Source organism: Negativicutes bacterium, from assembly GCA_021372785.1.
Lineage (GTDB): Bacteria > Bacillota > JAAYKD01 > JAAYKD01 > JAAYKD01 > JAJFTT01.
In genome coordinates this window covers 1-15,502 of sequence record JAJFTT010000064.1, presented here as the reverse complement: position 1 = coordinate 15,502, position 15,502 = coordinate 1, and the positions used below count along the sequence as shown (strand labels likewise).

The 15,502-nt window shown below is 49.8% G+C and carries 12 protein-coding genes; all 12 read left to right on the top strand.

Annotated features, from left to right (window positions below):
• The coding region (gene larC / locus LLG09_07910; protein MCE5197033.1) for a nickel pincer cofactor biosynthesis protein LarC at positions 1-846 on the top strand (846 nt) is incomplete at its 5' end.
• A 164-nt stretch (positions 847-1,010) separates the two neighbouring features.
• On the top strand, positions 1,011-1,796 hold the full coding sequence (locus tag LLG09_07905) for an electron transfer flavoprotein subunit beta/FixA family protein (GenBank protein ID MCE5197032.1): 786 nt from the start codon (positions 1,011-1,013) through the stop codon (positions 1,794-1,796).
• Positions 1,797-1,822: 26 nt separating this feature from the next.
• Complete coding sequence (locus LLG09_07900) at positions 1,823-3,013, top strand: electron transfer flavoprotein subunit alpha/FixB family protein (protein MCE5197031.1); 1,191 nt, start codon at positions 1,823-1,825, stop codon at positions 3,011-3,013.
• Position 3,014: 1 nt separating this feature from the next.
• Entirely contained in the window at positions 3,015-4,421 is a 1,407-nt protein-coding gene (locus LLG09_07895; protein MCE5197030.1) for an FAD-binding oxidoreductase, read from the top strand.
• Between the two features lie 119 nt (positions 4,422-4,540).
• The gene (locus tag LLG09_07890; GenBank protein ID MCE5197029.1) at positions 4,541-5,848 is read left to right on the top strand and encodes an amidohydrolase; all 1,308 of its coding nucleotides are present in this window, start codon (positions 4,541-4,543) and stop codon (positions 5,846-5,848) included.
• 247 nt (positions 5,849-6,095) lie between these two features.
• Complete coding sequence (locus LLG09_07885) at positions 6,096-7,544, top strand: TldD/PmbA family protein (GenBank protein MCE5197028.1); 1,449 nt, start codon at positions 6,096-6,098, stop codon at positions 7,542-7,544.
• A complete protein-coding gene (locus LLG09_07880) occupies positions 7,534-8,877 on the top strand; it encodes a TldD/PmbA family protein (protein ID MCE5197027.1) in 1,344 nt (447 codons plus the stop codon). The genes LLG09_07885 and LLG09_07880 overlap by 11 nt, the downstream gene beginning before the upstream one ends.
• Positions 8,878-9,343: 466 nt before the next feature.
• On the top strand, positions 9,344-9,865 hold the full coding sequence (locus LLG09_07875; protein ID MCE5197026.1) for a CarD family transcriptional regulator: 522 nt from the start codon (positions 9,344-9,346) through the stop codon (positions 9,863-9,865).
• A gap of 1,205 nt (positions 9,866-11,070) precedes the next feature.
• The gene (gene tgt / locus LLG09_07870) at positions 11,071-12,180 is read left to right on the top strand and encodes a tRNA guanosine(34) transglycosylase Tgt (protein ID MCE5197025.1); all 1,110 of its coding nucleotides are present in this window, start codon (positions 11,071-11,073) and stop codon (positions 12,178-12,180) included.
• Positions 12,167-12,961, top strand: coding sequence for an Rmt family 16S rRNA (guanine(1405)-N(7))-methyltransferase (locus LLG09_07865; protein ID MCE5197024.1), 795 nt, complete (start codon positions 12,167-12,169; stop codon positions 12,959-12,961). The genes tgt and LLG09_07865 overlap by 14 nt, the downstream gene beginning before the upstream one ends.
• Positions 12,962-13,015: 54 nt before the next feature.
• Complete coding sequence (rsmI, locus tag LLG09_07860; protein MCE5197023.1) at positions 13,016-13,948, top strand: 16S rRNA (cytidine(1402)-2'-O)-methyltransferase; 933 nt, start codon at positions 13,016-13,018, stop codon at positions 13,946-13,948.
• Positions 13,949-14,175: 227 nt separating this feature from the next.
• A partial coding sequence (gene glnS / locus LLG09_07855; protein ID MCE5197022.1) for a glutamine--tRNA ligase occupies positions 14,176-15,502 on the top strand: 1,327 nt, incomplete at its 3' end.

Below are 15,502 nucleotides of genomic sequence, written 5' to 3'. Positions count from 1 at the left end.
ATTGCCGAAGCGGAGTCAAAGGTCCATGGCGTGGCAGTGGAGCAGATTCATTTCCATGAAGTCGGCGCGATGGATGCCATTGCGGATATTGTTGGTGTTAGCCTTTTGCTGGAACAATTGGCGCCGCAGCGGATCATCGCTTCTCCGATTCACGTCGGCAGTGGTTTTGTCCGCTGCCAGCATGGTCTGCTGCCTGTCCCTGCTCCGGCGACTGCTCTGCTGCTGCAGGGAATTCCCAGTTATGGCGGTATGATCCGCGGTGAGCTGTGCACGCCCACCGGAGCCGCTCTCCTGAAGCATTTTGTTTCTGCTTTCAGCGCTATGCCGGTCTTGCAAGTGGAGAAAATCGGGTATGGCATGGGCAGCAAAGAGTTTGAAGCCGCGAATTGTCTGCGGGCTTTCTGGGGTGAAACGGCCGATGCTGAGCAAGAGATCGTTGAATTGGTTTGCAATCTCGATGATATGACACCGGAAACGCTTGGCTTTGCGCAAGCAGTTTTATTTGAAGCGGGAGCTTTGGACGTTTTTGTCACACCGATTACCATGAAAAAGGGTCGTGCCGCCATGATGCTGACCTGTCTTGCGAAAACCGAAGCAGCCGAAAGACTGTCCGGTCTGATCTTAAAGCATACGAGTACCATTGGCGTCAGACAAAGCACCTGCAAACGCTACGTTCTCACTTCCAGCTATGAAACTGTGCAGACGGAATTCGGTCCGATCCAACTGAAAACATCCCAAGGTTACGGTGTCTGCAAGACGAAAGCGGAGTTTGACGACGTAGCCAAAGCCGCTAAAGAGCACCATCTGACCATAGAGGCAGTTATGAAAGCCTTACCGCCAAAATAAATAGAAGCATAAAAACCAGAGGCTCCGGAGCTGATAAAAAGAAAGCAGTTCCGGAGTCTTTCTTCATTTTCTGTTTTGGCAGCAGGTAGACCGCCATCTGAAAGAGAAATAGGTAGATCAGTTGCTGCGACCGGAAGCAAGATTCTTGATGAGGTGAGGAAAAATTGCATATTATTGTATGTATCAAGCAGGTGCCGGGAACGATGAAGGTGGAAGTAGATCCTAAAACCGGGGTTTTGCAACGGGAAGGGATAGCCCATAAATTGAACCCGTATGATTTATTTGCCCTGGAAACGGCTTTACGCTTGAAAGAAGCAATCGGCGCCAGGCTTACCGTGATCTCGATGGGACCTCAACAGGCAATGTCCGTTATTCGCGAAGCCTATTGGATGGGAGTGGATGCCGGCGTGTTGCTCAGTGACCGGCGTTTTGGCGGTGCGGATGTTCTTGCTACTGCCTATACGCTGGCACAGGGGATTCAAACCCTGGCTGCGGCTGATCTGGTTCTTTGCGGTAAGCAGACGACAGATGGTGATACGGCACAGGTAGGACCGGAACTGGCGCACTGGCTCGGGATGCCGAATTTGTGCAATGTCGTTGAAATCAAAGCAGGCGAGCAAGACGCCGAAGTGAAAATCGATCTCAATCAAATCATCCAAACGGTTCGGATCAAATACCCATGCCTTTTAAGCGTTGAAAAAGACATCTATGTGCCGCGCTTACCTTCCTATCGTTTAAAAAAAGCTACCGCCCCCCGGACAGTTAAGGTGTTAACCCTGGACGACCTTGAGGATCGGGATGCGCGTCATTACGGTTTAACCGGTTCGGCAACCCAGGTAGAACGTATTTTCCCGCCGCAAGCAGAAGGGGAGCATCAGATATTGCGTGACAACGGACACAACTTAGCGGTGGCCGCCATGGAAAAACTGCGGCAGCATAAGTTGCTCTAAGTTGAAAAGACTGGAGGGTCTAGTAATTGGCAGAATTGAAGATAAATCAAGACAAGGTAGTTGACCATCATAAACTTGTTGGTCTATGCCCGTTTCAGGCACTTTATATCGATGAATCAGGAGATCTTGCACTGAATGACCGCTGTAAATTCTGTAAGCTCTGCTTGAAGTTTTCTGCCGGCGCGATTGAACTGGTGGAAGAAACGGAACCGAAGCAGGATTTCAGCGGTTGGAAAGACCTGGCAGTCTACTTAGAGTGCCAGAACGGCAAAATCCATCCGATCGCTTGGGAATTGGTGGGGAAAGCTCTGGAATTAGCGAAACAATTACAGCAGCGCGTTTGGGGTGTCTTGATTGGGATGGATTTAACGGCGGCAATTGCAGAGGCGAAGCAATACGGTCTGGATGATTTGGTAATCTATGAAGCGGAAGAACTGCGCTATTTTCGCATTGAACCGTATACGGCGGCCTGGACGGATTTTATCATGGATAAGAAGCCAAATATCATTTTAATGGGCGCAACGAATTTGGGCCGTTCCCTGGCAGCGCGGCTTGCCGCTGGGTTTTCTACCGGATTAACGGCGGATTGCACGGTTTTGCGTGTGGAAAGCAATGGCGCCCTGGTGCAGATTCGGCCGGCGTTTGGCGGCAATATTATGGCACAAATCAAAACGCCGGGCAGCAGGCCGCAAATGGCGACCGTGCGGTACAAAGTGATGCAGGCTGCGCTGCCGAATGCTGCCGCACCGCCGAAAATTGAGTTTCGTCAATTGAGCAAAACACAGCTGGCTTCCGCCATCACGCTGCTGCGGCAGGAAGCAAAACCGCCTGTTCGTGATATCAGTGACGCCGAAGTTATTCTTGCCGTCGGCCGCGGCGTAAAACGACAGGAAGATCTGAAATTGATCCGGCAATTGGCGGATCGACTGAATGCTTCTCTGGCTTTCAGCAGACCGATGATCGAAGCAGGCTGGGCGGATGCGCGCCAGCAGATTGGTTTATCCGGCAGGACAGTCAAACCGAAATTACTGATTGCTTTAGGAATTTCCGGCTCGGTGCAGTTTGTGGCTGGGATGAGCGGCTCCGGGTATACAATCGCCGTCAATACAGATGCCCAGGCCCCGATTTTTCAGGTTGCACATCTTGGTTTGGTGGGGGATTATCTTGAATTTGTCGGAGAATTATCGGCTATCCTGGATGAAAAGGCAGGTGTTTGAGATGCCCACTTATCAACAAATAACTGCGGAGCATCTTGCGGCGCTGCGCCGCATTTTGACGGCGGACCGCGTTTTGGCGGGGGATGCGATTGCGGCGGAATATGGTCACGACGAACTGTCCGGTATGATTGTGATGCCTCAGGTTGTTCTGCAGCCGCTGTCTGCCGCCGAGGTAGCCGAAATACTGCAGTTTGCCAACGAGCAGCGCATCCCCGTGACGCCGAGGGGGCAGGGGACCGGTTTGGTTGGCGGCTGCGTACCTGTTTTGGGCGGCATTACGTTGGATATGAGTAAAATGAACCATATTTTGGAGCTCGATCTGGATAACCTGACCCTGACCGTGGAACCCGGTGTCCTCCTGATGGATGTTACCAAATTTGTTGAGGAACGGCAGCTTTTTTACCCGCCGGATCCGGGTGAAAAAAGCGCCAGCATCGGCGGCAATATTTCTACGAATGCCGGCGGCATGCGGGCTGTAAAATATGGTGTCACCCGGGATTATATCCGTGGCTTGGAAGTGGTTTTGGCAAACGGCACGATTCTCAATCTCAATGGCAAGGTCGCGAAGAATTCTTCCGGTTATGATCTGAAAGATTTGATTATTGGTTCGGAAGGAACGCTGGCGGTCGTGACCAAAGCGATTTTGAAATTGCTGCCTTACCCGTCTGAAACAATCAGTTTACTTGTTCCCTTTGCGGATTTGAAAACTGCGATCAATACGGTGCCTTTCATACTGCAGTCACGCACGAATCCGGTGGCGGTGGAGTTTTTTGAACGTGAAACGATCATAGCAGCGGAACATTTTCTGGGCAAACATTTCCCGGATCATTCAGCGCCGGCCTATTTATTGCTCAGCTTCGATGGCAACAGTCCGGCGGAACTAGAGCAGATCTATGAGGCAGCCGCTGATTTATGTTTAGACAACGGCGCTCTGGATGTGCTGATTGCGGATACAGCGGAGCGCAAAGAATCCATTTGGAGCGCTCGCAGCGCTTTTCTGGAGGGCATCAAGGCAGCTGCCGGTGAAATCGATGAATGCGACGTTGTAGTACCACGAAAAATGGTGGCTGAGTTTATGCAGTTTGCCCATGGTTTGGAAGAAAAATACGGCGTTGGCATCCGTGGTTTCGGACATGCAGGGGATGGAAACCTGCATATTTATGCTATGCGAGAAAATATGCAGGAATCCGACTGGCAAAAAGGGAAGAAAGCAGTCATGACAGCGCTTTACCAGCAGGCAGCGCTCTATGAAGGGCAGGTTTCCGGGGAGCATGGCATCGGATGGGAAAAACAGGAGTATTTACTGCAGCGCTTAGGGCGGGCACAGGTTTGCTTAATGCAGGCGGTGAAACAGGTATTTGATCCTTATGCGATCTTAAACCCTCAGAAAATTTTCAAACCCGCCTAAAAGTTGTGTGCTGATCAGAGCAACCGTGCGGAAATTCAGCTTTGTGGTCAATCCGGATTACGGCCGACAGTCGGTCTGCGCCGCCTGACTGGCGGTCCGGTTGGAAGGGAGAAAGTAAGATGCTGTTTCAAAACATAGCGTTTCTCGATGCGAATCACAAAGTGATTCCCAATGGTTATGTTGCTGTCGAGAATAAGAGAATTGCCTATGCGGGCGAGACGCCGCCGCAAGGCGATTTCGGTGAATGCTACCGTGGGGAAGGGAAACTGCTGCTGCCCGGGTTTGTCAACAGCCACAGCCATACCCCGATGACGCTGCTGCGAGGCTATGGAGAAAACATGGCTTTGGCGTCTTGGCTGAACAATTGTATTTTCCCGTTTGAAGCACACTGGAAACCGTCTGAAATCTATTATGCTACCCTTTTGGGCATTGCTGAAATGGCTCGTTTTGGTATCGTCTCTACGACGGATATGTACTATTTCGTCCCCCAGATCGCGGATGCGTTTTTATCGGCCGGTATGAAAGCAAATCTTTCTCATACCCTTGTTGGTACTTACGGCGGCGATTTTAACCGTTCACCGGTCAGTTTGGAAACCAGGCGGGTTCATTCGGAGTATCACGGCGCCGATGACGGCTTGATCCGTATCGATGTTGGTTTGCATGGCGAGTATACCACCGATGAAAAAATGGTCAGAGGAGCAGTCGGTTTGGCAAAGGAGTTGCAAACCGGCATTCACGTGCATCTTTGCGAAACCAAAGAAGAAACGGAAGGCTGCCGCAGCCGTCACCAAGGGTTTACCCCGGTGCAGTATTTTAATCGCCTGGGCCTGTTCGATGTGCCGGTCACAGCGGCACACGGCGTATGGCTGGAAGCGGAAGATTATGCGATTTTACAGGAACATCAGGTGACAGTGGCGACCTGTCCCAAGAGCAACCTGAAACTGGCGAGCGGAATTTTGCCTTATCTAAACCTGAAGCAGGCCGGAATCCGGGTTGCTTTGGGAACCGATGGTGCAGCCAGTAATAACAACTTGAATATGCTGGAGGAAATGCGCTTTTTTGCCCTTTTGCAAAAAACCAAATACAACGATCCCACCTTAGTCACGCCGGCAGAAGCGCTGCAGGCGGCTGTCGGCAATGGCTGGCGGGCCCAGCGGCGTGAGGATTGCGGTATCCTGGCAACAGGCTACCGGGCAGATCTGACGGTGCTGGACACAACTTCACCCTCCTGGCAGCCGGTTCATCAAATGCTGAGCAATCTGCTCTACGCGGCCAGCGGCAGTGATGTTTGCCTGACGATGGTTGACGGCAAGGTAATTTATCGGGATGGAGATTATCCCACCATTGATCTGGAACGGGTTTATTTCGAAGTGGAAGCTGCAAAAAAAAGGATTTTGGGCGAACTGAAAATGGAATCGGCACGATAATCCGACCGGGAAACCAATTCATCTCAGGGGAGGGCAAGCGAAACCCAAAACAATGGAAGAAACAGGGCAAGATCTGAAATCCGAAAGGATATCTTGATTCGGATCTTGTTTTTTTGAATCATGTCAAGGCCGGGCGATGTTGTCGCTTCCAAAGATCCTTTGCAGGCGAAGCAAATTCAAAAGGAATTGAGTAATCTATGTAGAATATAGTTGCGATTTCATTTATTTTAGTGAAGGAGGGACCGGTTTGAAAGAAAAAATCCTTGAAGTGTTGGCTTTTCTAAAAGAAAAGCAAGTGGATTATGCCGATCTGCGTGTCAATGAAATTTTACAGGAGAATATCCAAACCGAAAATCTGAAGGTCCAGAGCTTAAGCACCACCACATCCTATGGCTATGGTATCCGTGTTTTTCTGGATGGCTCGATGGGATTTGCCGCCTCACAGGATTTTTCTCAAATGGAAGCAACTGCTTTGCAGGCGCTGGCGATTGCCAAAGCCAGCCGTTTGGTGCAAAAAACGCCAATTAAACTGGCGGTCAAACCAATTGTAGTGGACCATTACGAGACTCCCATTGAAATTGACCCGTTTACCGTAGCCAAACAGGTGAAATTAGAGCTGTTGTTTACGGCGGAAAAAGCAATGCGTCAGGCGGCTCCTGCGATCTTCCGCACCCATGGCGCTTTGGGATTCCGCAAAGAATATAAAATTTTTGCCGATACCGAAGGATCTTATATCAGCCAAACCTTGGTGGAATCCGGCGGCGGGATCGATGCGGTTGCAGTTGCTCAAGGTGAAATGCAGACGCGCAGTTTCCCCAACTCAGCCAGGGGCAATTATGCAACGGCCGGTTATGAATTTGTGCGTGACCTGCAATTGGTGGAAAACAGCGCCAGAGTGGCCAAGGAAGCGATGGCTTTGCTGACAGCGGAAGAATGTCCTTCCGGTTATTTCGATTTGGTCATTGATCCCAGTCAGCTGACTTTGCAGATCCATGAATCGGTGGGGCATCCGCTGGAACTTGACCGAATTTTAGGCTATGAAGCAGGATATGCCGGCACATCCTTCATCAGCACGGATATGCTGGGTAAATTCCATTACGGTTCTCCCTTGATCAATATCGTCGGGGATGCCACTTGTCCGTGCGGACTTGGTACGTTTGGTTATGATGATGACGGCATTGCCGCTCAGCGCATTCCGCTGATCACCAAGGGTGTGGTGGAAAACGTGCTGACCAGCCGCGATACGGCGGCGGTTGCGCAGCTTTTGCCGAATGGTACCGCCAGAGCGGACGGCTGGGCCCGGATTCCAATTGTGCGCATGACCAACATCAGCTTGCTGCCCGGCGACTTTGAACTGGATGAGCTGATTGGCGGTGTGCAATACGGCTTCTATCTGGACATTAATCAAAGCTGGTCGATCGACGACCGCCGCACGAATTTCCAATTTGCCACCGAAATAGCCTATGAAATTAAAGACGGCAAATTGACCGGTAAAATTTTCAAGAATCCGCTCTATACCGGTATTACGCCGGAGTTTTGGAACAGCTGCGACGGTGTGGCGAAAGCGAAATACTGGAAACTCTTTGGTACGCCGAACTGCGGCAAAGGCGAACCCGGACAAGTGGCGCATGTGGGACACGGTTCCGCACCGGCCCGCTTCAGAAAGGTAAAAGTAGGTGTGGCTGATGTTCAATAAAGCAGAATTGTATCAGATGATCGATTGGGCGGTTGCGGCAGCCGGACAGCATCCTATCCTTGTGCTCGCCAGCAGTTCCGCCGAAGGACTCACCCGTTTTGCCAACTCTGAAATCCATCAGAATGTTTTTGAAGATGTGACCGATCTGCGGATCACGGTGATGGGCAAACAGAAAAAGAGTCAGGTTACCACCAATAAAATCACCCGGCAGGGGATCGAGCGAGCGGTAGCGGATGCCATAGAGAATCTGATGTTATTGCCGGAAGGGGAAGAGGTTCCCGCTCTGGTCAGCCAGCCGGCTAGCATAGAAATGGAACGGTTCAATCAGGCTCTGGCGGATGAGTTTTCCGCCGAACAAAGAGCTTTGCGGTTGGGAGAACAACTGGATCGGATTCAGCTGCCTTATCAGGCTTACGGTCAGCTTTCATATGGTGAAAACGCACTGGCTCTGGGCAATTCCTGCGGAATTCGCCGCTATTTCAGAAGCAACAGCGCCAATTGCAGCGTGCTGATCTCGCACGAAAACGGGGCTTCCGGTTATGCCGGCGCAGTTGCTGCCCGCGGCGGTGAACTGGAATTGGCAGCCGCTTTCCGGCGGGCCGATCAGAAAGCGCAGGCCAATCAAGCGCCGATTGACCTGGATGTGGGTGCTTATACCGTAATATTGGAGCCAAATGCCGTCTTCGATCTCCTGATGTATACCACACTCTTGGGATTCTCCGGTAAAAGTCTGCAGCAGAAAAGCAGTTTCTTAACGGACCGTTTGGGAGAAAAAATCTTTGATCAAAAACTCAGCATCAAAGATGATTGGGAAAACGAAAACGCCCTTGGCATTCCGTTTGATTTTGAAGGTTCTTTGCGGCAAAAGTTAAACCTGATTGAGCAGGGGGTTGCCAAAGAAGTTGCCTACGATTTGGCCAGCGGCGCCAAAGCAGGAGTTGCCAGCACAGGCCATTCGGTCGGTATGGATCTGTTTGGAGCGATTCCCATCAATATTGTCGTCACGCCGGGTGAAAAAACACTGCAGCAAATCATAGCCGAAACGGAGCAGGGTCTGCTGGTCACTCGTTTCCACTATATGAATCCGGTCAATCCGCGCCAGGCCTTGTTGACCGGACTGACGCGGGATGGCTTTTTTAAAATTGAAAACGGAGTCGTAACCGCTGCCGTGAACAATATGCGCATGACAGAAAGCATGCTGAAAGCGTTTAACCAAATTGAGGCAATCAGCAGCGACTGCGAACGGTTTTCCGCTTTTGTCGGCAATTTTTATGTGCCGGCTATGAAAATTAAACAGTTCCATTTCACCGGCAAGACCGGTATGAAGCAATAAAACGCGAGGGTGATCGCCTGCTCCACACATCCGCACGAAAACCATTTACTGAAGGTTTCGTGCGGATGCTTTTGCATAAAAGATGAAGCTGCCGCCTGCCGCCTGTTTCAAATTTTACCGCTGTGCAAAGGATCTGTAAAAAAGGAGTTTGCAAACTCGGATTTTAAAAGGTTAATCTTGACAAAACTGCCAATTGGATGTATAATCAACTTATCAGGTGAGCGAATCAGAGATAAAACAGACGGAATTTTCCGAAAATAAGTGCGAATCCGATCAACGGTACTAGAATAAAGCAGTGAAAACAACGCGCGGTTTGCTGAACGGAACGTCAGTCCAGGTGTGGCAAACTCTACGTTGTTTTTTAGCATGCTGTGTGATAGAAGGATAACAGCGGTTCAGCAAATAGTAATCGGCTGCAGCAAAGCAAACTGAAGATCCTGCCTGCCCTGGGGAAGGAGTTACGATCATGCTAACAATCAATACCTATGTTGTCTACGGTACTAACGGTGTTTGTCAGATTACCGGGATTAAAAAAGAAAAGTTTGGCGGCAGTGAAAAAGAATATTATCTCTTGAAACCGATCAATACGGAGGGTTCAATTATTTATGTACCGCTGGATAATGCGCTGCTTACTTCTAAAATGAGAAACCTTCTTAGCCCGGATGAAATTCATGAATTGATCAAACTCATACCGGAGGAACAGACAACCTGGATTGCAGACAGCAAACTTCGCAGTGAAAAATACAAGGATATATTTGGCCGCGGTGATCACCGCGAACTTGTTTGCATGATGAAATCAATCTATCTTCAGAAAAAAGACCGCAGCCGGGAAGGCAAAAAATTGTGGTCCGGCGACGAAAAAGCCTTGAATACGGCGGAGAAAATTCTCTTTGATGAATTTGCTATTGTTTTGAATATTACGCCGGAAGAGGTGGTTCCGTTTATCTATCAGGAACTGCAAGCGGGCGGAGAGACCAATCAAAGCTAATCGCTGCCAACCGGCGCCAGGGTAGGGAACGGTCTTGACCGTTCCGCGCGCAGCAACTCACAAGGGAGTGTGCGGCTATTACGAAGGCGCCAGGGCAGGGAACGGTCTTGACCGTTCCGCACGCAGCAACTCACAAGGAGTGTGCGGCTATTACGAACGCGCAAAAGTAGGGAACGGTCTTGACCGTTCCGCGCGCAGCAACTCATAAGGAGTGTGCGGCTATTACGAAGGCGCAAAGGTAGGGAACGGTCTTGACCGTTCCGCACGCAGCAACTCATAAGGAGTGTGCGGCTATTACGAACGCGCAAAGGTAGGGAACGGTCTTGACCGTTCCGCACGTAGCTTTTTACGATGAGTGTGCAAGGAATACGAACGCGCAAAGGTAGGGAACGGTATTGTGTCAAGTGTAACATGATTTAATTATCATCGCAAAACGATGGTGTAACGCTAGGACGGAGTCACGCGGAACGGTCAAGACCGTTCCCTACAATTTACACATAGTGATATCAACACCGCAAAACGAGGATGCTACGCTGGGACATCAATTGTTTTCAGCACCAAGCGATGGAATAATTATAACCTAGCGCAATAGCAGGATGGCGCAAAAGTAGGGAACGGTCTTGACCGTTCCGCATGTAGCTTTTTACGATGAGTGTGCAAGGAGTACGAACGCGCAAAGGTAGGGAACGGTCTTGACCGTTCCGCATGTAGCTTTTTACGATGATTGTGCAAGGAGTACGAACGCGCAAAGGTAGGGAACGGTCTTGACCGTTCCGCATGTAGCTTTTTACGATGATTGTGTAAGGAGTACGAACGCGCAAAGGTAGGGAACGGTCTTGACCGTTCCGCACGTAGCTTCTTACGATGACTGTGCAAGTACAAAGGACCCGCATTAGTGTAGAGAAACGATTTCTGGAGTTGGAGAAGTTTTTTCGCAGAGCAGTAAGGATTGCTTTGCAGAACAAATCTAAAAATCACGGCGGCAGTCTGGCATGCTACCGTGATTTCTTATTTTTACTGTTCATAAAGAAAGGATCCGATCCATGATAAAAACACAAGGCTGCACAGGAGATTGATTCAAAGAGCAAGAAATAAGAGAGAAACCTAAAAGCGGCCGGTCTGGCAAGGCAGTTTCGCTCTGCTGATGCCCTGCTGGAAAAAATTCTGTAAGCAACAGCCGGAAAAATAGAAAATGAGGAATGGATATGGAAAATAAACTCGTATTGCCGCACGGAACCGTAAGGCTGCCGGCGTTTTTCCCGGACGGTACCTATGGTGTTGTGCGCTGTCTGGATATGGAGGATCTGGAACACTGTCAAGTCCAGGGCATTGTGATGAACAGCTATCATTTACTGACCAAACCCGGCCTGGCGACAATTAAGGCGATAGGCGGACTGCATGCTTTTACCGGTTGGCAGCGCCCGATCCTGACAGACTCCGGCGGCTTTCAAGCCTTCTCGTTGATTCATCAGAATCCTAAATTCGGTGAAATCAGAAGAAATGAAATTGTGTTCCGGCCGGATGACAGCAATGAAAAAATCATTTTTACTCCGGAAAAATGCATTCAGGCGCAGTTCACTTATGGTTCGGATATTATGATGTGTCTGGACTACTGCACCCAGCCGGATGACAGCGATGAAATCAACCAATTTGCGGTGGAAGTCACAGTGGCCTGGGCAAAGCGCTGCAAAGCAGAGTACCTTGTACAGATGAAGGCGAGAAAGATCAATCCTGAAAAACGGCCGTTGCTTTTTGCCATTATCCAGGGTGGCGGCAACAAAGCGATGCGCAAATGGTGCGCGGAGCAGCTGAAAGAGATCGGCTTTGACGGTTATGGCTTTGGCGGCTGGCCGCTGGACAAAGACGGCAAACTTGTAGAGGATATCCTGCATTTTACGGCGGACTTAATGCCGGATGAGACACCGAAATATGCGATGGGTCTGGGAAAACCGGAAGATATCGGCGTCTGCATCAAGATGGGGTATAATCTGTTCGATTGTGTGATTCCTACCAGAGAAGCCAGGCACAATCGTCTTTATGTGTTTGACAGTGACAATGCCAGCGATGCAGCCGATTATCACTATCATTATATTATGGATGATGCCCATTACCGCGATCAGCGGCCGATTTCAGAGCAGTGTGACTGTCTGACCTGCCGCCGTTATTCCAAAGCGTATCTGAGACATCTATATAAAGTAGGTGATTCGCTTGGCTTCCGCCTGGCGACTCTGCACAATGTGCGCTTCTATACACAGCTGATGGAAAAATACCAGGCTGAAAACATTCAGGCCGAGGCTGCTGATGAGAAGCGTTGAGGAGATCGGCTGCCTGATCCGTGCTGCCAAGAAATATAGCGGCTTATCCGATGAGCTCATCACACGAATTTGTCAGCAGGAATACCCCAAATATAAAAAAGAAAAAGACTTGATGAAAGCGATTCGCAAAGAGATCCATCTAATCTATGGCTCTTATCTGCGGGAAGATTCGCTTCCCGCTTCACAGAAGCTGCTTGCATCCTGGCAGCCGGCAGACGGATCGCCGGCAGAGCTCGCCGACCAGCTGCTGCAGCTGCATGCTTCCACGCGCGAACGTTTTCCGGAAATCAAAGAGTTCTATGCGAATTTGAGCGGTTTTCTGCGGCAAGAGGATCGGGTGCTGGACTTGGGCTGCGGTTTCAATCCCTGTGCCATCTACTGGTTCCCGGCCAAACCACTGAGTTATTGCGCTTATGATCTCAGTCATGCGACGACGGAACTGCTCAATCTTTTCTTTCGGAAATCCGGTCAGACCGCCTACATGGCAGCAACAGCCGATCTGATCCTGACCACACCGACAGCTCAGGCGGATCTGGTTTTTATGCTCAAGCTCTTTCCTGTTTTGGAGCAGCAAAAAAAGGGCAGAGCGTTTGAACTGCTCTCGCAATTGCAGGCCAGCCGTTTTGTCGTTTCTTTTCCAACGCTCAGCCTGAGCGGAAAACGCAAAGGGATGGAAAAATTTTATAGCGAATTTTTTCTCAGCCGGCTGCCCAGCGAATTTTGCGTCATCCGTTCTTTTCAAATCAGCAATGAACTTGTTTTTTTACTGCAAAGAGTTTGATTTAACGGTTCCTATCTCCCATTCACTGATTCGCATACAGAGGAAAGAAAAAATATGATCGACAACCGTGGAATATTGTATATTGTAGCGACACCGATCGGCAACCTGGCCGATTTTTCTCCCCGGGCCATCGAAATCTTAAAAAGTGTGGATTTGATCGCTGCCGAAGATACGCGAAATTCGAGTCATTTATTGCAGCACTTTGCCATCGGGACCAGGCTGATTTCCTATCATAAATTCAATGAACAACAAAGAGCTGTATCTCTGCTGCAGCATTTGCTGAACGGAGAGAATCTGGCGCTTATTTCGGATGCCGGCACACCCTGCATCAGCGATCCGGGCAGTCTGCTGGTTCAGGAAGCGATCCGGGCGCAGATTCAGGTGATCGGAATTCCCGGCGCCTGTGCTATGCTGACAGCGCTATCGATCTGCGGCTTTAATTTACAGGAATTCTACTTCGGCGGTTTTCTGCCACGCAAGAAAACACTGATTGAGCAGGAATTTCGCAAACGGATCGCAGCGCCGCAGTGCACCTGCGCTTGGTATGAATCGCCGCTGCGTTTAAAAGCAACTTTGGCAGTGCTTTGCCAGACAGCCCCTCAGGCGGAGGTCTGCCTTTGCAATGACCTTACCAAAAAATTCGAACGGAGTTATCATGGCACGGTGCCGGAAGTAGAAAAAGAAGTGATGACCAATCCGGATTATCAAAAAGGAGAGTATGTTCTGGTTGTCAGCTTTGCCAAAGTATCTGCCGCAGCCAATGAGGCAGACACAGACGCAGAAACAATTTGCCAAGAAGCGAAGCTGGTTCAGATCATGCGGCAGCAAAATTGTTCTCTGCGAGAGGCGATGCGAGTTTTCTATCAGATCAATCAGGACAAGCTCAGCAAAAAGGAAATTTACCAGGCCGGTTTGCGACTGAAACAATTATGTCTTGGCAGCGAGACGGAAGCGGAAACACAACAAGATGAATCGGATTGTCTTTGAACAGAATGAATGGATAAAAATGGAATATCCTGAAACCGCAGGTTTCTCCCCGCACCCCGTCGTGATTGCGGATCAAGAAGAACTTACGGACCCTCTCAGAGTCTCATCAATTCAGCTTCTGTTTTGCATTTCAACTTGACTATGAGAGAGAAAAAGCATACAATCTTGATAATACAGCGGAAAAGCGTTCCGCTTTTCCGTTGAAAATAAACAAAGGAGGAAATGCCATGGCAGACGTGTTGGAAAATACCAACCGGACGGTGAAAAGCGAAGCTTCCACCTCAAGCAATTATATCCGTGAGATCATGTTGGAAGACATCAAAAATCAGAAAAACGGTGGCGCGATCCAAACCCGCTTCCCACCCGAACCCAATGGCTATCTGCACCTTGGTCACCTGATGGCGCTGGTCGCTGATTTCGGCTTGGCAGAAGAAATGGGCGGCAAATGCAATCTGCGCTTTGACGATACGAATCCCGATGCCGAAGAAAAGGAATTTGTTGACAACATTATTGAAGACATTCACTGGATGGGTTACGATTACGAAGACCGGCTTTTCTATGCCTCCGACTATTTTGAGAAGCTCTATGGTTTCGCCGTGCAGTTGATCAAAGATGGGGAAGCCTATGTCGATGATCTCAGCATGGATGAAATACGGCAGTACCGCGGTACCTTGACGGAGCCGGGTATCGATTCCCCCTGGCGCAACCGCAGCATCGCCGAAAATCTCGATTTATTCCGGCGCATGAAGGATGGCGAATTTGCGGAAGGCAGCCGTACGCTGCGGGCGAAAATCAATATGAAGGCCGGCAATATCAATATGCGCGATCCGGTCATTTATCGGATCAAAAACGCACCGCATCACCGTTCCGGTACGAAATGGCATATTTATCCGATGTATGATTATCAGCATCCTCTTTCCGATGCGATTGAAGGTGTGACGCATTCCATGTGCTCTCTGGAGTATGCTGATCACAATGAGTTATATCGTTGGTTTATCGATCATGTCAAATGGCGGCAGACGCCCGGGGATCATGTGCCGTATCAGTATGAATGGTCTCGCCTGAACATTACCGGCACGATCATGAGTAAACGGAAACTGCGCAAATTGGTGATGGAAAATTGGGTCGACGGCTGGGATGATCCGCGCATGCCCACCATCTGCGGACTGCGCCGGCGCGGTTATACGCCCGCCGCTTTAAAAGACTTTATTGATCGCTGCGGTATCTCACGTTCGCCGAAGACGGTGGATGCGGCTCTTTTGGAACATTGTATTCGGGAAGAATTGAATGCCAGCGCCGTGCGGGCGATGGCAGTGCTGAACCCACTCAAGGTGATCATCAGCAATTATCCGGAAGAGAAAACCGAAATGCTGGAATTGGAGAACAATCCGGAGAATCCGGCAGCGGGGGTGCATTTGCTGCCCTTCTGCCGTGAATTGTATATTGAACAGGAAGATTTTATGGAAGATCCGCCAAAGAAATTCTTCCGTTTGCGTCCGGATGGTGAGATCCGTTTGAAAGGCGCTTATATCATTCATTGTGACGAAGTGATCA

What these genes read in the sequence shown, in the direction of transcription:
- LLG09_07895 (MCE5197030.1), top strand. Translation starts at nt 3,015, where the DNA reads ATGCCCACTTATCAACAAATAACTGCGGAGCATCTTGCGGCGCTGCGC.
- LLG09_07890 (MCE5197029.1), top strand. Translation starts at nt 4,541, where the DNA reads ATGCTGTTTCAAAACATAGCGTTTCTCGATGCGAATCACAAAGTGATT.
- LLG09_07880 (MCE5197027.1), top strand. Translation starts at nt 7,534, where the DNA reads ATGTTCAATAAAGCAGAATTGTATCAGATGATCGATTGGGCGGTTGCG.
- LLG09_07875 (MCE5197026.1), top strand. Translation starts at nt 9,344, where the DNA reads ATGCTAACAATCAATACCTATGTTGTCTACGGTACTAACGGTGTTTGT.
- tgt (MCE5197025.1), top strand. Translation starts at nt 11,071, where the DNA reads ATGGAAAATAAACTCGTATTGCCGCACGGAACCGTAAGGCTGCCGGCG.
- LLG09_07865 (MCE5197024.1), top strand. Translation starts at nt 12,167, where the DNA reads ATGAGAAGCGTTGAGGAGATCGGCTGCCTGATCCGTGCTGCCAAGAAA.
- rsmI (MCE5197023.1), top strand. Translation starts at nt 13,016, where the DNA reads ATGATCGACAACCGTGGAATATTGTATATTGTAGCGACACCGATCGGC.